Raw genomic sequence first — 21644 nt, forward strand, 5'->3', positions numbered from 1 at the left:
CCCTATGCGTGCCGTGGCATCCAGCGCTCGAAGCGAACTTCGACCTGCCGGAACACCGAACTGGAAACCAGCGTGATCAGGTAATAGAACGCGCCCACCGCGAGGTAGAACAGCAAGTAGTGCTTGGTCGACGCCGCCGCCTGACGGCCCGCTGTGAGCAGCTCGCTGTAACCGACCACGCTGATCAGAGCGCTTTCCTTGACCAGTACCAGCCACAGGTTGGACAAACCGGCGATAGCAAACGGCAACATGGTCGGCAGGATCACCCGCCGCACCAGTAAGCTGCGGTTGAGGCCATAGGCCCGTGCCGCTTCGATTTGGCCGTGGGGAATCGATTCGATGGCGCCACGGATGATTTCACCCGAATAGGCTCCCTGCACGATCCCCAACACCACGATGGCCGCAATGAATCCGTTGATTTCGACGCTCGGTTGCCCGAACGCCGCCATCGTCCAGTTGATCAGGTCGGCACCGGCGTAATACAGCAGCAGGATCAGCAACAATTCCGGCACCGCGCGATACAGCGTGGTGTAGCAATTGGCGCAGACCACCATCCAGCGCGGCCCCTTGAGCTTGACCATCGCCACGATCAACCCGATCGCCAGACCCAGGACGAAGGCCCCCAGGGAAATCCCAAGGGTTTTCACCATGCCTTGCGACAACGCCTGAAGCCAGCCATCGGTGAAAAACAGCCGGGTAATGTCAGAAAAATTCATGAACACACCTTTGCAGGACAACCGGGTGACTAGAGAGCCGAGATGTCGGTCTTGAAGTAGCGCTCACGGATTTTTTCGTAGCTGCCGTCGTCACGCAGGGACTTCAACGCTACGTTCAAGCGCTCGCGCAACGCATCGTTGCCCTTGCGCACACCGGCGCCCACGCCGTCACCGAACAACGGATCGAGCGGTGCCACGCCCTTACTGGCGAGCATCGAGTTGTCGGGTTTGTCCAGCAGCGGCTCGACCATCAACTGATCGGCTAGCATGATGTCGACGCGACCGCTGCGCAGGTCGGCGAGGATGTCGTCCTGGTCGTTGTAGTAACGGATGGTCGATTCTTCGCCGTAGTACTTCTTGACGAACGCGGCGTGGGTAGTCGAGCCCTGCACACCGATGATCTTGCCCTTGAGGCCGGCCGGCGTCGGGTCGAGTTCCAGGCTGCGGTCACCGACCCACAGGGCGCGGGTGAAGAAGTAAGGCTGGGTGAAATCAATCACCTGCTGACGTTCCGGGGTAATCGACAGCGAGTTGAGCACCACGTCCACCTGTTGCGACTTGAGAGCCGGAATCAAGCCGTCCCAAGACATTTCGTTGAGCGTGCAATCGGCTTTCATACGTGCGCATACCGCGGTGATCATCTCCGGTTCGAAGCCACTCCATTCGCCCTTGCCGCTTTTGAACGAGAACGGCGGATAGGGCTCCATGGCGATGCCGAACACCAGTTTGTCGGCGGCGAATACGCTATGTGCGATGCCGGCCAATACGACGGCTTGCAGGGTAACCAACAAAGTTTTTTTCATGGCTGAGTGCCTCTTTCTGGTTTTTGATATCGAGGTTGAAAAAATTGCTGCGGGTTATCCGCGGTTGTCCTGCGCCATCACAAACTGCCGGCAACGTTCGCTGCGCGGATTCAGCAATACCTGCGAAGGAGGGCCTTCTTCCTCGACCCGGCCCTGATGCAGGTAGATCACCTTGCTCGATACATCGCGGGCAAAGGCCATTTCGTGGGTCACCAGAATCATCGTGCGGCCCTCTTCGGCGATCCCCTGGATGACGCGCAAGACTTCGCCAACCAGCTCCGGGTCGAGGGCCGAGGTCGGCTCATCGAACAGCATCACTTGCGGGCGCATGGCCAGGGCTCGGGCGATGGCCACCCGCTGCTGCTGACCACCGGAAAGGAACGACGGATAGACGTTGCGCTTGTCGATCAGGCCGACTTTTTCCAGCAGGTGTTCGCCATGGGCAATGGCTTCCTTGCGGTCCTCGCCGAGCACGTATACCGGTGCCTCGATGACGTTCTCCAGGACCGTGCGATGCGGCCACAGGTTGAAGCTCTGGAACACCATGCTCAGCCGGGTGCGCAGGCGTTCGACCTGACGCGGATCGGCGACTTGCGCGACGCCGTTGCGACCGGTCTTCAAGCCGACGGTTTCACCGTTGATCTTGAGCGTACCGCTGCAAGGAATTTCCAACAGGTTGATGCAGCGCAGCAAGGTACTTTTGCCCGAGCCGCTGGAGCCGATCAGCGAGACCACCTCCCCCTCTTTGGCGCTCATCGAAATGCCCTTGAGCACATGGTGATCGCCATAGCTTTTGTGCAGGTCGTCAATGGCGACGACCGAAGTGTCCGTGTCCTGCTGCGGGATTTTCACGTTGAGTGCTTGCACGTCTGTCTCCTCGAATTCTTTTTGTATTGGGGACTATTCGTCTTCTCGCGCGGGAATCCACCACTCTTCACCCCGAGCGGTGCGGACGTACTCCGGCCAGCGGAAGCGATGAGGTGCCTGGAAATCCGCCGGCAGCAACGGTGCCTGCCAATGTTCGCCACCGATGCCGCCGCCGGTGCGCTGGTTGAATTCAGCTTTGGCCGCGCTCAACAGCTCGTCGCGGCAGAACAGGTCGAGCAAGGTGGTGGCAATGGTTTTGGCGGCGACGTCGATCATCGGATCGATGGTCTGGGGAATGCCACCCAAAGCGTTCGAGACCCAGTCCGGATACACATGACCGGTCGGCGCGGCGAGCATCGGGCGTGCCACCAGCAGACGCACGGTCGGGCAATGCCAGGTGTATTCGGGATAGTCGTCGGAGGTCAGGTACTTCTGCCATGCCGGCATTTGCAGGCGCATCTGCCGTTCGCATTCCTGGGGCTCGATCAATTGCTCGATAGCCGGCAGGAACGGTTCGGCCATCGGCTCCAGGCCAAGATTGCTCTGAATTTCCCGGGCAATCTCACAAGCCTCGGCACCCCAGCGCGGGGCACCAACGGCCGCCAGGTTGTCGTAGGTGGCCTGGGCCAGCACATGGTTGGCCAAGCCGCCCCGGGACTTGCACACCCAGGTCTTTTTCCACTGGCAACCGGTGGCCATCGCCGCCGCGGCGGCGTTGTTGTCCATCACCGAGGAGATTGTTTCCGCCTGTTCGATCGAGTCGCAACGCAACAGGTACTGGATTTGTGAAAGGTGCGGCGGCAGGTTGTCCGCCGTGGCCTGGCCAGCGGTGAGGATTGCTTCGTTGTAGCTCCACAGTCCGGTAAACGGCAGGGTGGAGCGACGCAGGCTTTCGTTGAGGTTGTAGAAATGCATCAACGCATCGTTGGCCCCCGGCGCCCGTGCCGCCAGATGATTCTGCGGAATCGGGCTGTAACGGTCGGCGGCAATCCAGTTTTCCGGATCTTCGCAGGTGAAGGTGTAGATGTAGGCGTAAGCGATACCGCAATGCGTATCCCAAGTCGTGGTGTTGTTCAGCGGCAGCATGTACGTGGGGTGAAAGCTGATCGCCGCGTCCAGGCCGTCGTAGTAGCCCTTGGCGGCATGCACGGGTTTGGAGGCGCGGAGTTTTTCGGCCGGCTCGCCAAAGAATCGGATCGTGCCCTGTATGCCGAATTCGATCATCGTCGCCTTGGCGGCCAGCACACCGCCCAGGGCACTGATCCCCAAGGCCGAATGTGGGTCGGTATGGCCAGGCGCGAAGCGCGACAAGCCATCACGGGGCATCTTGCGTGTGGTAGCGGCCTGGCAGTTGCCCGGCACCGCGTCGTATTCGGCATAGGTCGCCAGCACCGGGCCTTCACCGTTCGTGAAAGTCGCGCAGTAGGCGGTCGGCATGCCGCCGCTGCCCTCTTCCACCGTGAAACCTTCCTTGCGCAGTAGCTCGACATACCAGGCGCAGGATTTGTATTCGCGAAACGCCGGTTCCGCGTAGTGCCAGATGATCTGATGCCAATTCGACAGTTGTTGGCGATGCCTTTCAATCCAGTTCAGGGCGAATCTTTTTTGCAATTCCATGCGGTTCTTTCCCAAAAAAATCAGCGGCGTTGAGTTCAGGCAGAAAGGAAGGCGGCGGCGTCCAGTTCCAGCAGCACGGGCTGGCGTGTGTCGGCAAGGCTCCTGAGCACTTCGCGCAACTGCTCGCGACTGCGCACCGGTAAATGCTGCACGTGGCAGGACTTGCCCAGGGCGGCAAAATCCGGCGGCAGAATATCGACGCCCAGCGGCGCAATATCGCGGGCCGTCATGTAGTCACGTATCTCGGCGTAGCAGTGGTTGTTCCACAGCACCACGATCACCCCGACCTCGGCTTCGCGCGCAGCGATCAGTTCGGCACTGGAGAACTGCACGCCGCCGTCGCCCACCACCGCAATCACATGGCGCTCGGGCATCGCCAGCTTGGCGCCGATGGCAGCAGGCAAGCCGTAACCCAAGGTGCCGAAACCGGTGCCGGCGTTAAACCAGCTATTGGCCTGCGGTGCGCGATAACCCAGCGCCCCCTGATAAACCGGTTGAGTCGAGTCGCCGACCACAATCGGTGCCGGCAGACTGTCGCGAAGGGTGTCGAGCATGCCCTGCATGACGTTTTGCTTGCTGCTCCAGCTGGCACGTTCCGCGGCGTTGACCCGCGCCACGCTCGGTTGCGCCCAGTCGCTGGCGCCTGCATCCGGTAGCGCGGCCAGGAGTGCTTGCACGCCTTGCTCGGCATCACCCAGCAAACCGACGTCGGCCCGCATTGCACCGAGAATCTGCAGGGGATCAATGTCCAGGCGAATCAGCGGTGCATTCAGCGTCAACGGCCCCAAACCAAAAAAGTCGTAGTCGGTTTCCCCCAGCTCAGTGCCCACCGCCAGCACCACATCCGACTCGGCAAACAGCGCCCGGCCATGGGCCGAAGATTGCACGCCGTCGAGCAATAACGGGTGCTCAGGGGCCAGCAAACCCCGGGCGTTGGTGGTCAGGGCGACCGGGGCCTGGAGGCGCTCGGCCAGCGTTTGCAACGCCGGGCCGGCACGCCGCGCACCGCCGCCAGCGAGGATCAACGGCTTGCGTGCCGACGCCAGCAACTTCACCGTCGCTTCGATATTCGCCGCCGCCGGAGCCGGTGCTTGCGGCAAGGTGCGTGGCCGCAGGTCGAGGCCATCGGCGGACATTTCCAGCACGTCCAGCGGGATCTCGATATGCACCGGACGCGGCCGCGCACACTTGAACAGGGCGAACGCACGAGCCAGCACTTCCGGCAATTCCTGCGGACGCTGCAAGGTATGGCTGAAGGAGCACACCCCGGAGACCACGGCTCGTTGGTCGGGCATCTCGTGCAGATAGCCGTGGCCCAAGCGCTGGTGCTCGCGGCGGCTGGTGGTTGAAATCACCAGCATCGGTACGGAGTCGGCGTAGGCCTGGCCCATGGCGGTCAGGATATTGGTCATGCCCGGGCCGGTGATGATGAAGCACACGCCCGGCTTGCCGCTGGCACGGGCATAACCGTCGGCCATGAAGCCGGCGCCTTGCTCGTGGCGCGGGCTGATGTGGCGCAGCGAGCTGCCGTGCAGGCCTCGATACAGTTCTACCGTATGAACACCGGGAATGCCGAACACCAACTCCACACCGTAGCCTTCAAGTAAGCGAACGAGCGCCTGGGCACAACTGGTCATGCGAGCACCTCTTGTTTTTTCTTATTGGATGCTAGGCGTCGAGCGCCTGAATCGAGGGCTCTAGTATTGGTGACAAAATAATTACATCAATCAAAATAAATTTGCGCAATTGTCCAATTTAATTGAACAGACATTCCCTTCCTCAAGGGTTCGAAAGGATCATTTTGCTCACCAGTGATGGGCAAATTATTCGATTGTGGGCACCCCTGGTTTTCATAAAGATGCAATCGACCAACCTCCACAAGGACGACTCCGATGCGTGTCGAGCACCATCCCCTGTTGACCCGCAATCCGTGCACCCGACGCCAGTTGATCAGCCTGCATTACGGCCACGCAGGTGGCGCCGGCAAGGTATACCTGCAAGCCAGCCTGCACGCCGACGAACTGCCCGGAATGCTGGCGTTGCATCATCTGCGGCAATTGCTGGACAGCGCCGAAGCGCGTGGGGAGATTCTTGGCGAGATAGTGCTGGTGCCGATTGCCAATCCGATCGGCCTGGAACAGACGCTCATGCACGATGCCATGGGCCGTTTCGACTTCAACAGCGGCGAGAATTTCAACCGCCGCTACCCTGATCTGGCGTCGATGATTGCGGGACGAATGGTCGGTGAGCTGACTGACGATGCGGATGAAAACCGCAGCATCATCCGTCGTGTCATGATCGAGGTACTGCAACAGATGCAACCTGGCAGTGAAATCGACTCCATGCGCCAGGCCCAGTTGCTGCTGGCGGTCGATGCCGATGTCGTCCTCGATCTGCATTGCGATGCCCAGGCCATTGTCCACTTGTATGGTGAGACACCGTACTGGCCGCAGACCGAACCGTTGGCACGCTACATTGGTGCCGAGGCTTCGCTGCTCGCCGAGGGCAGTGGTGCCGGCTCGTTCGACGAGGCCTGCGGTCAGCCATGGTGGCGACTGGCGGAACAGTTCTGCGGGCGCTTTCCGATCCCGTCGGGTTGCGTCGCCGCGACGGTAGAGTTACGCGGCGAAGCGCAGGTCGAGCATGCGCTGGCAGCCCAGGACGCCGCGGCGCTCTACGCCTTTTTGCAGTATCGCGGCATCATTGCCGGCACCCCACCGCCACTGCCCGCGCTGCCCCGACCAGCCACGCCGTTCGATGGATCGTTGACCCTGCGCGCGCCGTGCGCCGGGCTGGTGGTGTTCCTGCAGCAACCGGGCGCCTGGATCGAATGCGAGCAACCGGTGGTGCACCTCATCGACCCGGTGAGCGGTGCTACCCAAGTGGTCTGCAGTTCAGTGAGTGGCGTGATGTACATGCGCAGCGCCATCCGCTTTGCAGCGGCCGGGGTGGAACTTTGCAAGGTCGCGGGAGCGACGGCAATGGCAGGAGGCGTGACGGTTTCGGCCTGATCTCAGCGATCAGGCGCAATCAGCTTACAAAGCTTCGCTGTCGCTTCGATCATCTGGCCGCTCGGCCGCTCCAGGCCTTTGTCCGTGACGAGCAGCAACTGCCCGTGCGCCACGGCGGTCACTTGCGGCCAGGCTTTCCAGGCATCGAGCTGCGCTTGATCACTGGCCAGAATCACGTCGGGATTTCGCTGCAAGACCGCCTCGACGCTGACCTGAGGCGCAGGGAGCGCCAGGTCGGCAAACACATTGCGCGCCCCACACACTTGCAGCGCATCACTGATGACCTGCCCGCCACCGACCGTGTACAGCGGCCGATCCCAGACCTGATAAAACACTTTTAACGGCTCATCCCGCTGATAGCGCTGACGCAGGGAATCCAGCCGTTGGCGCAGGTTTGCTGCCAATACCACGCCCCGTTCGGGTCGCCCGAGCTGTGTGGCAATCGCCTCAATCTGCCGAGTGAGTTGCTCCAGGTTATGGGGTTCGGCTACGTAAGTGGGGATGTTCAACCGCGCAAGCTGTTCACGTTGCGCCGGCCCGACGCTGCCGGGCCAGAGCAGCAGCAAGTCAGGTTTCAGACTGAGCAGGCGCTCCATGTCTAACTGGCCGTAGCGGCCCACGGAAGCAAGGTTCTTGATCTCGACAGGACGCTCGCCGGCATCCAGCACGCCCACCAGCAGGTCGGCCGAATGCAGTTCAACGACGATTTCCGAGAGGGATGGGGCAAGGCTGACAACCCGCTCTACCGCGATAGCTGAGCCACTGGCGGCCAGCAACACAACCGCCAGCCAATGACACCGCATCAGCCGAGTTGACGCGGAATACGGTAAAGGTAGAACAGCACCATCGTCGACAGCGCCAGCAACATCAGCGGCACAGCTTCCAGACCGACGAAAACGGCCAGGACACCGATCCAGGCGGGTAAAGATGCAACCAGGAACGCCACACGACGCTTGGCGGCCAACGCAATCCAGGCGGCGGGCTCTTCAGGCGTATCGAGGGCTTTCTGGGTGGCGATCAGCGCATGCTTGTAGCCACCAAAGAATTTCAGGCTGACAAACATCGAGGCAACACCGGCAATGAACATCGGCATTGCCAGCACCGGCAGGATCGCCTCGCTTTGACCGAAGACGCCATTGATCACGAACAGTGGCAACAAGGCCAGCGCCAGGTATTGCCACCAGTTGACGGACAGTCGCCGCCGGACCTGACCGCGGGTCACGCCCGACCCACCTCGCCCTGATGCTCGTTGCCCATCATGTGGTCGAGCTTGCTGGCCTTGGTGGCCAGGTAAAGTTTGTTATGCGGGTTGTGCCCGGTGTGCAGCGGCACGCGCTCGGCGACCACGATGCCCATGTCGGTCAAGGCTTTGACCTTGCGTGGGTTGTTCGTCATCAGTCGCAGGGACTTCACGCCCAGATGCTCAAGCATCGGCAGGCACATGGCGTAGTCACGCTGGTCGGCGGCAAAGCCCAGGCGCTCGTTGGCTTCAACGGTATCGGCACCGCCGTCCTGCAACTCGTAAGCGCGGATCTTGTTCAGCAGGCCAATGCCACGGCCTTCCTGACGCAAGTAGAGCAATACGCCACGGCCTTCACGGGCGATGGCTTGCAACGCCGCCTCAAGCTGCGAACCGCAGTCGCAACGCTGGCTGAACAAGGCATCGCCCGTCAGGCATTCAGAGTGCAGCCGGCCGAGTACCGGGGCACCATCGTCGAACTCACCCAGACTCAGCACGACGTGCTCGCGGCCGTTTTCCTCATCGAGAAAGCCGTGCATGGTGAATTGCGCAAAAGGCGTTGGCAGCTTGGAAGCGGCGACAAAAACGACAGGCACCGGTGTGCTCCTGATCTAAAGGTACTGGAGATTCGCAGACGCGGCATTGTAACAGCAGGTTCCAGCAGACGCTTAGGCTGAATTATGGGGCATAACGATCAAAATGTTTGATCTCAAGCACCCACGGTCTCCACGACACGCCCCTTGTAGCAGCTGGCGAAGCCTGCGTTCGGCGGCGCAGCCGTCGTCAATTCATACCACACGGAGTGTCAGACAGACCGAGTCGCCAGGTTTTACGACGGCTTCGCCCTCGAACGCAGGCTTCGCCAGCTGCTACAGGGTTTGTGTCAATTGGAGGTGAATGGATAAGGTTGTTTCCAGCGTTCGAAGATCGGTTTCAGCTGGCCGCCTTTTACCAACAGTTCCATGCGTCGATCGAACAACGCCATCAAGGAGCGCGCCTGAAGTGTATTGGCGAAACAGAGATAAAGCGGCAATTCCGCGATATGTGTTCGGCGGAACTGCGACGGGTCCTTGGCCCGACTGACCACATAGTCCACCTCGGTCAGCGCGTCGATGTAGTAGTCCGCGCGATCGTGGGTGAGCATCGACAGGATCCCGGTACGTCGGATGACTTCGTTGTACCGATGCACGTTGGGCAGGTAAGCCTGATACTGGTAACCCCGGACCCAGGCCAATCGATAATTGCCCACGGTTTCCAGCGTCGGCTCCGGGTTGCTGGCCAATCCCAGGGCGTAGATGTGGTCGGTATCGTAATTCCAGCGCGGATAAAGCAGATCGCTCACTTCATCCCGATAACCGCCGACGCAAGCGTCCACTTCGCCGCGCTGTGCCAGGCCGATAGAGCGTGTGTAAGGTTCGGAGCGGATGTCCAGTTTGACGCCGGCGGGCTCGAAAACTTCACGCAACACGTCCCAGGCCAGGCCGTGGCCATCGGCGGCGGTGTAGTCTTCCCATTCTTCGCTGGCCAGATGAATCACAGAGGGTGTCGGTGTTTCGCCCGCCTGAACCAGCGAGCAAAACAGTGCGAAAATAATCATCGCCAAACCGCGTCGAGCCATCCCTTGTCCCCCTGATCAGTCCCTCAGGCAAAAATCCACACCAGGCCTTGCATCGCCAGCCAGGCAAATACACCGGCCAATACATCGTCAAGCATGATCCCTACGCCACCGTGCACATGCCGGTCGATCCAGCGAATCGGCCAAGGCTTGAGGATGTCGAAGAACCGGAACATCAGGAACCCCGCGAGCAACCAGTACCAGCCTTCGGGCACCAGCCACAGGGTGATCCACATGCCGACCATTTCGTCCCAGACGATACCTTCGTGGTCGTGTACCCGTAAATCGTCGGCCACCTTGCCGCACAGCCAGAAGCCGAACAGCATGGTGATGCCCAGCATCAGCCAGTAACCCCAGTCGGGCAGCATCTGCCATAGCGGGATAAAGGGTAGCGCAACCAATGACCCCCAGGTGCCCGGTGCTTTTGGCAGGGTGCCCGAGCCGAAGCCGAACGCCAGGAAATGCCATGGATTGCGCCAGACCGACGGCGGTACGAATTCCGCCGGGACCTGTTTGGGATGATCTGTCACGGTGTCTCCCGAAAATGTTGGTAGCCCCGGGTTTGCGGGGTGATGTCTTGTCCATCGGCATCCAGCAGCATGACGCCCTGCCCCGTTACTACACGTCCGACCACATGGATTGGCCAGCCGTCGGCCAGCAATGCGGGTAACTCGACGGACGGTAACGTGAAGGCCAGCACATAATCGTCACCGCCGCTCAAGGCTGCGGCTTCGGCACCCGATTGGCCGAGGAAGGCGACCAGGGCTTTGGACAACGGCAGCTTGTCCTTCACGACTTCAATGCCGACCTTTGACGCGAGGGCGATATGCCCACAATCGGCCAGCAGGCCATCGGAGATGTCCAGCGCCGAAGTGGCCTTGCCCCGTAGCGCCCTGCCCAACTCAAGCTGCGGTTGTGGTGACCAGTAATGCGCCAGCAGTGGATCGGCGATGGCCGCCTCGGCAGTTCGCTGGCCAAGCACGAGCGGCAAGGCGCCTGCGGCATTGCCTAGCTCTCCGCCGACGCACAGCAAGTCACCCGGCTTCGCGCCGCTGCGCACGTGAGCCCGGCCCGCTGGCACACGACCGAATACGGTCATGGTCAGGCTCAGCGGTCCACGGGTCGTATCGCCGCCCACCAGCGCCACGCCGCAGCGTTGGGCCATGAGGTTCAAACCACGGGCATACGCATCCAGCCAATCGGCGGTTACCGTGGGCAAAGTCAGGGCAAGGGTAAAGGCAACGGGCGTGGCGCCCATGGCAGCCAGATCGCTGACCGCGACGGCGAGCGAACGCTGGCCGAGTAGAAAAGGGTCGCAAGGATCTGCGAAATGCACACCGGCCACGAGGGTGTCGGTAGAAATGGCCAACTGTTCCCCGGGGGGAACAGCCAGCAAGGCGCAATCGTCGCCGATGCCAAGAGCAACGCCCTCGCCGCCTTGCGCACAAGGCGCGGCGGCGAAGAAATTGCGGATCAGCTCAAACTCGCCCATGGCTGCGTGCCGACAGTACAAGCGCCGATTAGCGCTTGTACGCCTTCACTTCAGCTTCACGCAGACGGGGAGCCAGCTTGTCCAGTACACCGTTGACGAACTTGTGGCCGTCAGTGGAACCGAAGACTTTCGCCAGCTCGATACCTTCGTTGATCACAACGCGGTACGGCACGTCGACGCGCTCGAGCAGTTCCCAGGTGGACAGGCGCAGAACGGCCAGCTCAACCGGGTCCAGCTCTTCGATCGTGATGTCCAGGCACGGCGCCAGTGCGGCGTCGATGCGGTCTCTCTGAGCCGGTACCCCATGGAGGATTTCACGGAAGTAAGCACCGTCGACATCACTGAAATCGTTATCGACCCGGAACTGCGCTTCGATCTCGTTCAGCGATTGCTTGGCCATGTGCCATTGGTACAGCGCTTGAGTCGCGAGCTGACGGGCTTCACGACGCTTGACGCTTTTCGATGGTTTACCAGCATCCGCAGGCTTTGGATCGCGCGGGTTGAAACGATCGCTTTCGTCGCTAATCACTTGGCCTCCAACTGCGCCAGCAGGCTGACCATTTCCAGAGCGGACAAGGCAGCTTCAGCACCTTTGTTGCCGGCCTTGGTGCCGGAACGTTCGATGGCTTGCTCGATGGAATCGACGGTCAGCACGCCGAAGGCAACCGGTACGCCGAACTCCATGGACACCTGGGCCAGGCCCTTGGTGCATTCGCCAGCCACGTATTCGAAGTGCGGAGTACCGCCACGAATGACTGCGCCCAGGGCGATGATTGCCGCGTATTCGCCTTTCTGAGCAACTTTCTGCGCAACCAGCGGAATTTCGAAGGCGCCAGGTGCGCGGATGATGGTGATGTCGCTTTCGCTCACGCCATGGCGAACCAGGGCATCAACTGCACCGCTGACCAGACTTTCAACGACGAAGCTGTTGAAACGGCCTACTACCAAAGCGTAGCGGCCTTTAGGGGCGATGAAGGTACCTTCGATGGTCTTCAGGGTCATTCGTTAGATCTCTTAAAGAGCCGGGACGCGTTTTCTACGCATCCCTCAGTGATATTAGCCACGAACACGCAGCCGGAAAAATCCGCATTGCTGCTCGAATGCACCCCTGTGGCGAGGGGATTTATCCCCGTTGGGCTGCGCAGCGGCCTCTATTTTGGGACTGCTACGCAGTCCAACGGGGATAAATCCCCTCGCCACAACGGGTACACACCAGCAATACGAATCTCCGGGTCATTATTCGGAGGGCACGTATTCTACAACTTCCAGATCGAAACCGGATATCGCATTAAATTTCATTGGTGCACTCATCAGGCGCATTTTTCGCACACCCAGGTCCCGAAGGATCTGCGAACCGGCACCGACGATGCTGTAGGTGGTCGGTTTTTTCACCGCCGTCTGATCAGCGGTTTCGCGAATGTGCGCGAGCAACACGTCGCCATCGAGCGGATGCCCGAGCAACAGCACCACACCACTGCCGGCCTCGGCGACCGCAGCCATCGCGGCACGCAGGCTCCAGCGGCCTGGCTGTTTGACCATCAGCAGGTCGCGCAGCGGGTCCATGTTGTGCACGCGAACCAGGGTCGGTTCATCGGCGCACACGGTGCCCAGGGTCAGTGCCATGTGCACGTCGCCTTCCACGGAATCACGATAGGTCACCAGGTTGAATTGGCCCAGTTCGCTGTCCAGCGGCTGCTCGGCAATCCGCTGAACGGTACGTTCGTGGATCATCCGATAGTGGATCAGGTCGGCAATGGTGCCGATCTTGATGTTGTGTTCAGCGGCAAACGCTTCCAGTTCGGTGCGACGGGACATGGTGCCGTCGTCGTTCATCACTTCGCAGATCACGCCGCTTGGCTCGAAACCGGCCATGCGCGCCAGGTCGCACGCTGCTTCGGTGTGGCCGGCACGGGCCAGGGTGCCGCCGGCCTGGGCCATCAGCGGGAAGATGTGACCGGGGCTGACAATGTCTTCAGCCTTGGCGTCTTTCGCGGCAGCCGCTTGCACGGTACGCGCACGGTCGGCGGCGGAGATACCGGTGGTCACACCCGTAGCGGCTTCGATGGACACGGTGAACTTGGTGCCGAAACCGGAACCGTTGCGCGGCGCCATCAATGGCAGCTTCAGCAGTTCGCAACGCTCACGGCTCATCGGCATGCAGATCAGGCCACGGGCGTGCTTGGCCATGAAGTTGATGTGTTCGGGCTGGCAGCACTCGGCGGCCATGATCAGGTCGCCCTCGTTCTCGCGATCTTCGTCATCCATGAGGATGACCATCTTGCCTTGGCGGATGTCTTCAACCAGTTCTTCGATGCTATTGAGCGCCACAAGGCACCCCCTTGAGTCAGGATTTGAGGTAGCCGTTTTGGGCCAGAAAGCTTTCAGTGATGTTGCTGCCGGCGGCTGGCTCTGCGGCCTTGTCGCCCAACAACAGGCGCTCCAGGTAACGGGCCAGCAAGTCAACTTCCAGGTTCACTCGGCGACCCGGCTGATACGACGCCATGATGGTCTCGCTCAGGGTGTGCGGAATGATCGTCAGCAAAAATTCAGCGCCATCGACCGCGTTCACGGTCAGGCTGGTGCCGTCGACGGTGATCGAGCCTTTATGGGCGATGTACTTGGCCAGTTCTTTCGGTGCGCGGATGCGAAACTCCACAGCCCGGGCGTTTTCGGTGCGGGTCACTACTTCACCCACGCCATCGACGTGACCGCTGACCAGATGCCCGCCCAGGCGAGTGGTCGGGGTCAGGGCTTTCTCCAGGTTGACCGGGCTGCCGCTTTTCAGGTCATTCATGGCGGTGCAGTCGAGGGTTTCGCGACTGACGTCCGCCGCAAAACCGTTACCTGGCAGTTCAACCGCGGTCAGGCAAACGCCGTTGACCGCAATGCTGTCGCCCAGTTTGACGTCGCTCAGATCGAGCTTGCCGGTTTCTACGTGTACCCGCACATCTCCGCCTTTTGGGGTCAATGCACGAATACTGCCGATGGATTCGATGATGCCGGTAAACATGGAGTCCTCCTCGAGAACAGGCCAGCGCTGTGGCGATGGCCGGGAATTATACGCTCGCTGCTGGCACAGGAATGGCAGTGACCCGCCAGTCATCGCCAACCGCGCGAATTTCGGTGATTTTGAGCTCGGGCGCGTCTTTCATTTGCGCGAGCGGCCAGTCCAGCAGTGGGCGTGCCGAAGAGCCCAGGAACTTGCCCGCGATGAAAATCAGGAATTCATCGACCAGGCCTTGCTGGGCAAAAGCACCCGCCAGTCGCGGGCCGGCTTCCACCAGCACATCGTTGACACCGCGCGCCGCCAGTTCAACCAGCAGTTTGCGCAGGTCAACCTGGCCATCGTTGCCGGCCACGATCAGGCATTCCGGGCCGTTGGCATATTGTTCTTCAATGGCCATGCAGGTGGCCACCAGAGCCGGCCCCGCTTTGAAGAACGGCGCATCAAGCGGCACGCGCAGGCGGCCATCAATCAACACACGCAAGGGCAGACGGCTCATCACCTGCGCGGTTTGCTCGGCGTCCAGACCCAACTCATCGGCGCGCACGGTCAAACGCGCATTGTCTGCCAGCACGGTGTCAGCGCCGGTCAGGACCACACTGGCCTCCGCGCGCAGACGCTGAACCGCAGAGCGTGCCGCCGGGCCGGTGATCCATTGGCTTTCGCCGCTTTCCATCGCCGTGCGCCCGTCGAGGCTCATGGCCAGTTTGACCCGCACGAACGGTAAACCGTGTTCCATGCGTTTTAGGAAACCCTGATTAAGCTTTCGGGCCTCACCTTCCAGCACACCGCTTTCGATGGATACTCCGGCCTGGGCCAAACGCTGCATGCCACGACCGGCGACCGACGGATTCGGGTCCTGCATCGCGGCGACCACACGTGCCACACCGGCGTTGACCAGCGCATCGGCGCAGGGCGGCGTACGCCCATGGTGGCTGCACGGTTCGAGGGTCACGTAGGCAGTGGCGCCACGGGCCTTGTCGCCGGCGGCACGCAGGGCGTGGACTTCGGCGTGAGGCTCTCCGGTGCGCACATGCCAGCCTTCGCCGACAATCTGCCCGTCACTCACGATCACACAGCCCACCCGCGGGTTGGGGTGCGTCGTGTAGTGACCTTTGCGCGCCAGTTCCAAAGCACGGGCCATGTAGTGAGCGTCGAGGATGGTTTGTTCGGGAGAGGTGGTCATTCTTTTACCGGCTCACGGGCCAGGCGATCGATCTCTTCGCGGAACTCGTTGAGGTCCTGGAAGCGGCGATACACCGAAGCGAAGCGGATATAGGCGACTTCGTCGAGCTTTTGCAGCTCGGCCATCACCAGTTCACCGACCACGAGGGATTTGACCTCGCGCTCACCGGTGGCTCGCAGTTTGTGTTTGATGTGCACCAGCGACGATTCGAGGCGCTCGACACTGACCGGGCGTTTCTCGAGGGCGCGCTGCATGCCGGCGCGAAGTTTTTCTTCGTCGAACGGCTGACGACTGCCGTCGGTTTTGATCAGGCGCGGCAACACCAGTTCAGCCGTCTCGAACGTCGTGAAACGTTCGCCGCAGGCCAGGCATTCACGCCGGCGGCGCACCTGTTCGCCCTCGGCGACCAGACGCGAGTCGATGACCTTGGTGTCGTTGGCACCGCAGAAGGGACAGTGCATGGTGGCAGGCAACAAAAAAAGGGAGGGCCATGGTAGCGCATCCCGGTGGCAAGACAAGCCATAGGGTTTGCGGTATACAGACGGGCTATATAGATCGATCCATGGATTTCACCTTGCTGGAGCCGCAAATGTCACTCAGACCGCTCGTTTTGCTCAGTCTTTTCAGCCTGCTGGTGGCCTGCAGCAGCGATGCGCCAAAGCCCCAGCCACCGACGCCAGGCCCCGCGCCGCAGGCTGCGCAGAAAAAAGCCCAGGAGTCGGCCAACCTCGGCCCGCTGCCGGCGTACCAGCGTGAATTGAGCGGCACCCTGCAAGGCGTGCCGGCCGGCGCTGAAGTCGAACTGGCGCTGCTGGTGATCGATAGCAAGGATCGCCCGCAACAATTGCTCGCCAGTTCCAGCCTGATTGGCACCAACCAGATCCTGCCTTTTCACCTGCGCTTCAATCCGGATTCCTTTCCGGCAGGTCAGCGAGTGGAATTGCGGGGCCGCGCCAGCCAGTCCGGACAGTTGATCCTGCATTTGCCGTCACAAGTCATTACGCAGCCAACGACTCAGACCGTGGGCCAGCTGCAATTCGTCAAAGCGCCATGATTGCACCGCTAGACCTGCAACACGCGTTGGGTGAGCTGCTCGGTGATGCGCAGCTTGTCCCCGTCGCATTGCCCGGGACTGAACTGAAGCTCTGGTTGATCGACGGTGACAAGATGGACAGAGCCTTCAGCCCGGAAGAAACCCGACGGATTCTGCACGAGCCACCGTACTGGAGTTTCTGCTGGGCCAGTGGCCTTGCCGTGGCCCGCTACCTTGCGCAAAACCCGCGGTGGGTCGAAGGCAAGCGCGTGCTGGACTTCGGTGCGGGTTCCGGTGTGGCAGGGATTGCCGCACTCAAGGCCGGGGCACTCGAAGTGGTGGCTTGCGATCTCGACCCACTGGCGATTGCCGCCTGTCGGGCGAATGCCGAACTCAATAATGTAGAGCTCAGCTACTCGACGGACTTTTTCGCCGAGGCCGATCGCTTCGACCTGATCCTGGTCGCCGATGTGTTGTACGACCGGGCGAACCTGCCGCTGCTCGACGAGTTCCTGACGCGCGGGCGGGAAGCATTGGTCGCGGATTCGCGGGTGCGTGATTTCAAGCATCCGCTGTATCAGCGCATCGAAATACTGGAAGCCATGACATTGCCGGATCTGGCCGAGCCGGAAGAGTTCCGGCATGTGAGCCTGTACCACGCGCGGCGCCCTGCCTGACGCGATCGCCAGCAGGCTGGCTCCCACAGTTGACCGCATTCCATGGTGGGAGCCAGCCTGCTGGCGAAGCGTCAGATCAGGCGATACAACTCTCCCGGTCACCCCCCGCTTCCGGCCACCCCCCGCCAAGCCTTATAGTGACCCCATTCACGCTTTTACGAGATCCCCCATGAGTCAGGAAACGCCGTACATCTTCGACGCCACGACTGCCGATTTCCAACAGTCGGTGATCGAGAACTCCTTCCACAAGCCCGTGCTGGTGGATTTCTGGGCCGAATGGTGCGCGCCCTGCAAAGTGCTGATGCCGATGCTGCAGACCATTGCCGAGAGCTATCAGGGCGAGTTGCTGCTGGCCAAGGTCAACTGCGATCTGGAACAGGACATCGTCGCCCGTTTTGGCATTCAAAGCCTGCCGACCGTGGTGCTGTTCAAGGATGGCCAACCAGTCGATGGCTTTGCCGGTGCGCAGCCGGAATCCGCCGTGCGCGCGATGCTGGAGCCTCACGTGCAGATGCCGCCACCGGCAGCGGCCGACCCGTTCGAACAAGCCCAGGCGCTGCTCGACGACAGTCGCTTTGCCGATGCAGAAGCGGTACTGGCCGTGCTGTTGGGCGAAGACAACACCAACGCCAAGGCGCTGATCCTGTATGCCCGTTGCCTGACCGAGCGTGGCGAACTGGGTGAAGCCCAAACCGTGCTCGACGCAGTGAAGAGCGATGAGCACAAGGCCGCCCTGGCCGGTGCCAAGGCGCAGATCCAGTTTCTCGGCCAGGCCAAGGACCTTCCCGACGCGGCGGACCTGAAAGCCCGTCTGGCGAAAAATCCTCAGGACGACGAAGCCGTCTATCAGCTGGCGATTCAGCAGTTGGCCCGCCAGCAGTACGACGCGGCGCTAGATGCACTGCTGAAGCTGTTCATCCGCAATCGCAGTTACAACGAAGGCCTGCCGCACAAAACGTTGCTGCAGGTGTTCGAACTGCTCGGCAATGACCATCCGCTGGTGACCACGTACCGCCGCAAGTTGTTTGCCGCGTTGTATTGATGGCAACCCCGATCTCGTAGGAGCTGCGGCACGCTGCGATCTTTTGATCTTGTTTTTTACGGTGCTGAAAATAACCGAAGATCAAAAGATCGCAGCGTGCCGCAGCTCCTACATGAGATGTGTATTTTTCGGGGTTTATCCGATCCAGCTGTAAAGCGGCGTATCCCCGCCGCTTGTCACCTTCACATCCGCACAGTGGCGCAAACGCACCAACAGGCGCTTGCCCGATGCTGCGCTCCCGGTCAGCCCTTCCAGCTGCTCAAGCAAATCCGGCCCGCTCAATTGCCCGGCCTTGCGCAGCAGGTCCTTGGTGATCTGCCAAAGCGCATCGTCCTGATTGACCGGTTTCGCCGTGGCCGCACTGGCCTCGGGCTGGGTGACCTGCAACTGCGCGCCAAGCCGCGCCCAATCGCCGTCGTCCATCTCCAGCGTCAAATCCACCGGCCAATCGCCGATGCTTCCGCGTATACGCAACATAAGCTCGCTCCTGCACATTTCTTCCCTGCATGCTCCCATGGGACTTGTGCAACGCCAAGCAGCCGGGCAAACTCTCCGCACTTACGTTATAAGATTACATAACAATATTTTTATCTTTCTATCCGGGGATCCTCACATGCGTCGTCTGCTGCTCGCTCTGCCGTTTGCCCTGTTACCGCTGGCTGTCGCCCATGCGGCGCAAGAACATGATCACGACCATGAACACAGCAGCCTCGCCGCCCATGAGCACGGCGTCGGTCGCTTGAACGCGGCGCTGGATGGTCAGACCCTGGATCTGGAGCTCGAAAGCCCGGCAATGAATCTGGTGGGCTTCGAACACGTTGCCACCACCGACGCTGACAAGGCCAAAGTCGCCGCCGCTCGGGCGCAACTGGAAAAACCCCTCACCCTGTTCAACCTGCCAAAAGCCGCCGGTTGCGTGGTCGCGACACAGAAACTGGAAAGCCCGCTGTTTGGTGACAAGCCGCACGCCGATGATGATCACGATGAAGATGACCACGATAAAGATGCGAAAGACGAGCATCATCACGACCACAGCGAGATTCACGCCCAATACCACTTCACGTGCTCGGCACCGGGTGCACTGACATCTCTGGACCTGGCGAACATTTTCAACACGTTCCCGGCCACCCAGAAAATCCAGGTACAACTGATCGGCCCGAGCGGGCAGCAAGGTGTTGAAGTGACGGCCAAGGCGGCTGCGCTGAAATTCTGAATCCACCCTGATCCCTGTAGGAGCTGTCGAGTGCAACGAGGCTGCGATCTTTTGATCTTGATCTTTAAAGTCAAAAGATCGCAGCCTCGTTGCACTCGACAGCTCCTACAGGGTTATCTGCGCTCATGAAACTGGTGTTATGACCCAACCACTCATCGAACTATCCGACCTGGGCTTCAGTTGGCCCGGCCATCCGCTGCTGCTGGACATCCCGGCTTTTCGCCTGGAACCGGGCGAAACCCTGTTCCTCAAAGGCCCCAGCGGCAGTGGCAAAACCACCCTGCTGGGTTTGCTCGGCGGCGTGCAGAAGCCTGATCGCGGCAGCATCCGCCTGCTTGGTCAGGAACTGACCGAGCTCGGTGCCGGCGCCCGCGACACGTTCCGCGTCGATCACACCGGCTACATTTTTCAGCAGTTCAACCTGCTGCCGTTTCTCTCGGTGCGGGAGAACGTCGAGTTGCCCTGCCACTTCTCCAGACTGCGCGCCGAACGGGCGATCCAACGCCACGGCAGCGTCGATCAGGCAGCGGCCACCCTCCTCGCCCACTTGGGCCTGAAGGATCAAAACCTGCTCAGCCGTCGTGCCGATTCCCTGTCGATCGGTCAGCAACAACGCGTGGCGGCCGCACGCGCGTTGATCGGCCAGCCAGAGCTGGTCATTGCCGACGAGCCGACGTCAGCCCTGGATTACGACGCCCGCGAGAATTTTATTCGCCTGCTGTTCGCCGAATGCCGTGAAGCAGGCTCGAGCCTGTTGTTCGTCAGCCACGACCAAAGCCTCGCGCCACTGTTTGACCGTCATCTGTCGCTGGCCGAACTCAATCGCGCCGCCACGCCCGAAGAGGTTTGAGATGTATTTGTTTCGTCTGGCCATGGCCAGCCTGGCTAACCGCCGTTTCACCGCCATCCTCACCGCTTTCGCCATCGCCCTGTCGGTGTGTCTGTTGCTGGCCGTCGAACGCGTTCGTACCGAGGCCAAGGCCAGTTTTGCCAGCACCATCAGCGGTACCGACCTGATCGTCGGCGCACGCTCGGGTTCGGTGAACCTGTTGCTGTATTCGGTGTTTCGCATTGGCAATGCAACCAACAACATCCGTTGGGACAGCTTCGAGCACTTCGCCAACAACCCGAAAGTGAAGTGGGCCATCCCGATGTCGCTGGGCGATTCTCACCGCGGCTATCGAGTGATGGGCACCACCGAGGCGTACTTCGAACATTATCAATACGGTCGCCAACAGCATCTGGAATTGGCCGATGGCCGTGCGTTCGCCACCGACCCTTTCGAGGTGGTACTCGGCGCCGAAGTGGCGGATGCGCTGCACTACAAGCTCGGTGACAAACTGGTGCTGGCCCACGGTGTGGCGGTGATCAGCCTGGTAAAACATGACGACAAGCCCTTCACCGTCGTCGGCATTCTCAAACGCACGGGCACCCCGGTTGACCGCACGTTGCACATCAGCCTCGGCGGCATGGAAGCGATTCACGTCGATTGGCACAACGGTGTGCCGGCCCAGGGCAAAGGCCGGATCAGTGCCGATCAGGCGCGCAACATGGACCTCACGCCGCAAGCGATCACGGCGTTCATGCTGGGTCTCAACAGCAAGATTTCGACCTTCGCCGTGCAACGGGAGATCAACGAGTTCCGTGGTGAACCGATGCTCGCCATCCTGCCCGGCGTCGCGCTGCAGGAATTATGGAGCCTGATGAGCACGGCGGAAAAAGCCTTGTTCGTGGTGTCGCTGTTCGTGGTGCTGACTGGCTTGATCGGGATGCTCACGGCGATTCTCACCAGCCTCAACGAGCGCCGTCGGGAAATGGCCATCTTGCGTTCGGTGGGCGCTCGGCCGTGGCATATCGCATCGTTGCTGGTGCTGGAGGCGTTTGCTCTCGCCTTGTCCGGAGTGATTGCCGGCGTGGCGCTGCTGTATGTCTGCATCGCTGCAGCCCAGGGTTACGTGCAGGCAAATTACGGTTTGTTTCTGCCAATGGCGTGGCCGAGTGAATATGAATGGACGCTACTCGGTGGCATTCTGATCGCCGCGTTGTTGATGGGCAGCGTGCCGGCCTGGCGTGCGTATCGCCAATCTCTGGCCGATGGCCTGTCGATCCGATTATGAAGGCTCCATGA

The 21644-nt window shown here is 60.9% G+C and carries 25 protein-coding genes; 7 read left to right on the forward strand and 18 right to left on the reverse strand.

Going from position 1 to position 21644, the window contains the following annotated elements; genetic code table 11:
- Nucleotides 1–2: 2 nt before the first annotated feature.
- The 5 genes from ACA063_RS25915 to ACA063_RS25935 are packed head-to-tail and all read right to left on the reverse strand — an operon-like array spanning nucleotide 3 to nucleotide 5640.
- Nucleotides 3–716: an ABC transporter permease gene (locus ACA063_RS25915; RefSeq protein WP_497663881.1), complete on the reverse strand. Its 714-nt coding sequence runs from the start codon at nucleotides 714–716 to the stop codon at nucleotides 3–5.
- Between the two features lie 29 nt (nucleotides 717–745).
- Nucleotides 746–1519, reverse strand: coding sequence for a transporter substrate-binding domain-containing protein (locus tag ACA063_RS25920; RefSeq protein WP_497663882.1), 774 nt, complete (start codon nucleotides 1517–1519; stop codon nucleotides 746–748).
- Nucleotides 1520–1573: 54 nt separating this feature from the next.
- On the reverse strand, nucleotides 1574–2386 hold the full coding sequence (locus ACA063_RS25925; protein ID WP_497663883.1) for an ABC transporter ATP-binding protein: 813 nt from the start codon (nucleotides 2384–2386) through the stop codon (nucleotides 1574–1576).
- A 33-nt stretch (nucleotides 2387–2419) separates the two neighbouring features.
- Nucleotides 2420–4003, reverse strand: a complete 1584-nt coding sequence (locus ACA063_RS25930) for a zinc-binding metallopeptidase family protein (RefSeq protein WP_497663884.1) — start codon at nucleotides 4001–4003, stop codon at nucleotides 2420–2422.
- A 35-nt stretch (nucleotides 4004–4038) separates the two neighbouring features.
- On the reverse strand, nucleotides 4039–5640 hold the full coding sequence (locus tag ACA063_RS25935; protein WP_497663885.1) for a 5-guanidino-2-oxopentanoate decarboxylase: 1602 nt from the start codon (nucleotides 5638–5640) through the stop codon (nucleotides 4039–4041).
- Between the two features lie 255 nt (nucleotides 5641–5895).
- Between ACA063_RS25935 and ACA063_RS25940 the strand changes: the two genes are divergently transcribed.
- Entirely contained in the window at nucleotides 5896–7014 is a 1119-nt protein-coding gene (locus ACA063_RS25940; RefSeq protein ID WP_497663886.1) for a succinylglutamate desuccinylase/aspartoacylase family protein, read from the forward strand.
- Between the two features lie 2 nt (nucleotides 7015–7016).
- Here ACA063_RS25940 and ACA063_RS25945 read toward each other — a convergent pair whose 3' ends face one another.
- The 12 genes from ACA063_RS25945 to nrdR all read right to left on the reverse strand — a co-directional run bounded on the left by ACA063_RS25945 (nucleotide 7017) and on the right by nrdR (nucleotide 16012).
- Nucleotides 7017–7817, reverse strand: a complete 801-nt coding sequence (locus ACA063_RS25945; RefSeq protein WP_497663887.1) for a cobalamin-binding protein — start codon at nucleotides 7815–7817, stop codon at nucleotides 7017–7019.
- Nucleotides 7817–8236 carry an MFS transporter gene (locus ACA063_RS25950; RefSeq protein ID WP_497663888.1) on the reverse strand — a complete coding sequence of 140 codons (420 nt, stop codon included), beginning with the start codon at nucleotides 8234–8236 and terminating at the stop codon, nucleotides 7817–7819. Before ACA063_RS25950 ends, ACA063_RS25945 begins: the two co-directional genes overlap by 1 nt.
- Nucleotides 8233–8850 (reverse strand): GTP cyclohydrolase II, encoded by a 618-nt coding sequence (ribA, locus tag ACA063_RS25955; RefSeq protein WP_162441029.1) that lies wholly within the window; start codon nucleotides 8848–8850, stop codon nucleotides 8233–8235. Before ribA ends, ACA063_RS25950 begins: the two co-directional genes overlap by 4 nt.
- A 287-nt stretch (nucleotides 8851–9137) precedes the next feature.
- Nucleotides 9138–9872, reverse strand: a complete 735-nt coding sequence (locus ACA063_RS25960) for a substrate-binding periplasmic protein (RefSeq protein WP_497663889.1) — start codon at nucleotides 9870–9872, stop codon at nucleotides 9138–9140.
- Between the two features lie 23 nt (nucleotides 9873–9895).
- On the reverse strand, nucleotides 9896–10399 hold the full coding sequence (locus ACA063_RS25965) for a phosphatidylglycerophosphatase A family protein (protein WP_003228639.1): 504 nt from the start codon (nucleotides 10397–10399) through the stop codon (nucleotides 9896–9898).
- Nucleotides 10396–11361, reverse strand: a complete 966-nt coding sequence (thiL, locus tag ACA063_RS25970) for a thiamine-phosphate kinase (protein ID WP_497663890.1) — start codon at nucleotides 11359–11361, stop codon at nucleotides 10396–10398. The genes ACA063_RS25965 and thiL overlap by 4 nt, the downstream gene beginning before the upstream one ends.
- A gap of 28 nt (nucleotides 11362–11389) precedes the next feature.
- Nucleotides 11390–11890 (reverse strand): transcription antitermination factor NusB, encoded by a 501-nt coding sequence (gene nusB, locus ACA063_RS25975; RefSeq protein WP_497663891.1) that lies wholly within the window; start codon nucleotides 11888–11890, stop codon nucleotides 11390–11392.
- Nucleotides 11887–12363 (reverse strand): 6,7-dimethyl-8-ribityllumazine synthase, encoded by a 477-nt coding sequence (gene ribH, locus ACA063_RS25980; RefSeq protein WP_003185938.1) that lies wholly within the window; start codon nucleotides 12361–12363, stop codon nucleotides 11887–11889. Before ribH ends, nusB begins: the two co-directional genes overlap by 4 nt.
- A gap of 234 nt (nucleotides 12364–12597) precedes the next feature.
- A complete protein-coding gene (gene ribBA, locus ACA063_RS25985) occupies nucleotides 12598–13689 on the reverse strand; it encodes a bifunctional 3,4-dihydroxy-2-butanone-4-phosphate synthase/GTP cyclohydrolase II (RefSeq protein WP_497663892.1) in 1092 nt (363 codons plus the stop codon).
- Nucleotides 13690–13705: 16 nt separating this feature from the next.
- Nucleotides 13706–14371 (reverse strand): riboflavin synthase, encoded by a 666-nt coding sequence (locus tag ACA063_RS25990; protein WP_162438871.1) that lies wholly within the window; start codon nucleotides 14369–14371, stop codon nucleotides 13706–13708.
- 46 nt (nucleotides 14372–14417) lie between these two features.
- Complete coding sequence (ribD, locus tag ACA063_RS25995) at nucleotides 14418–15551, reverse strand: bifunctional diaminohydroxyphosphoribosylaminopyrimidine deaminase/5-amino-6-(5-phosphoribosylamino)uracil reductase RibD (RefSeq protein ID WP_497663893.1); 1134 nt, start codon at nucleotides 15549–15551, stop codon at nucleotides 14418–14420.
- Complete coding sequence (gene nrdR / locus ACA063_RS26000; protein ID WP_003228656.1) at nucleotides 15548–16012, reverse strand: transcriptional regulator NrdR; 465 nt, start codon at nucleotides 16010–16012, stop codon at nucleotides 15548–15550. The genes ribD and nrdR overlap by 4 nt, the downstream gene beginning before the upstream one ends.
- Nucleotides 16013–16140: 128 nt before the next feature.
- Between nrdR and ACA063_RS26005 the strand changes: the two genes are divergently transcribed.
- The 3 genes from ACA063_RS26005 to trxA all read left to right on the forward strand — a co-directional run bounded on the left by ACA063_RS26005 (nucleotide 16141) and on the right by trxA (nucleotide 18303).
- Entirely contained in the window at nucleotides 16141–16605 is a 465-nt protein-coding gene (locus ACA063_RS26005) for a YbaY family lipoprotein (protein ID WP_162438869.1), read from the forward strand.
- On the forward strand, nucleotides 16602–17261 hold the full coding sequence (locus ACA063_RS26010) for a class I SAM-dependent methyltransferase (protein ID WP_497663894.1): 660 nt from the start codon (nucleotides 16602–16604) through the stop codon (nucleotides 17259–17261). The genes ACA063_RS26005 and ACA063_RS26010 overlap by 4 nt, the downstream gene beginning before the upstream one ends.
- 169 nt (nucleotides 17262–17430) lie before the next feature.
- Entirely contained in the window at nucleotides 17431–18303 is an 873-nt protein-coding gene (gene trxA / locus ACA063_RS26015) for a thioredoxin (protein WP_497663895.1), read from the forward strand.
- 135 nt (nucleotides 18304–18438) lie between these two features.
- Here trxA and ACA063_RS26020 read toward each other — a convergent pair whose 3' ends face one another.
- Nucleotides 18439–18780 carry a hypothetical protein gene (locus tag ACA063_RS26020; RefSeq protein ID WP_497663896.1) on the reverse strand — a complete coding sequence of 114 codons (342 nt, stop codon included), beginning with the start codon at nucleotides 18778–18780 and terminating at the stop codon, nucleotides 18439–18441.
- 136 nt (nucleotides 18781–18916) lie between these two features.
- On the opposite strand from ACA063_RS26020, the gene ACA063_RS26025 reads away from it, so the two are divergent.
- From ACA063_RS26025 to ACA063_RS26035, 3 genes are all read left to right on the forward strand, one after another.
- On the forward strand, nucleotides 18917–19516 hold the full coding sequence (locus ACA063_RS26025; RefSeq protein WP_497663897.1) for a DUF2796 domain-containing protein: 600 nt from the start codon (nucleotides 18917–18919) through the stop codon (nucleotides 19514–19516).
- Between the two features lie 139 nt (nucleotides 19517–19655).
- The gene (locus ACA063_RS26030) at nucleotides 19656–20366 is read left to right on the forward strand and encodes an ABC transporter ATP-binding protein (RefSeq protein WP_497663898.1); all 711 of its coding nucleotides are present in this window, start codon (nucleotides 19656–19658) and stop codon (nucleotides 20364–20366) included.
- A 1-nt stretch (nucleotide 20367) separates the two neighbouring features.
- Nucleotides 20368–21633, forward strand: coding sequence for an ABC transporter permease (locus ACA063_RS26035; RefSeq protein WP_497663899.1), 1266 nt, complete (start codon nucleotides 20368–20370; stop codon nucleotides 21631–21633).
- Nucleotides 21634–21644: the final 11 nt, after the last annotated feature.

This window comes from Pseudomonas sp. LBUM1643 (genome assembly GCF_059716215.1).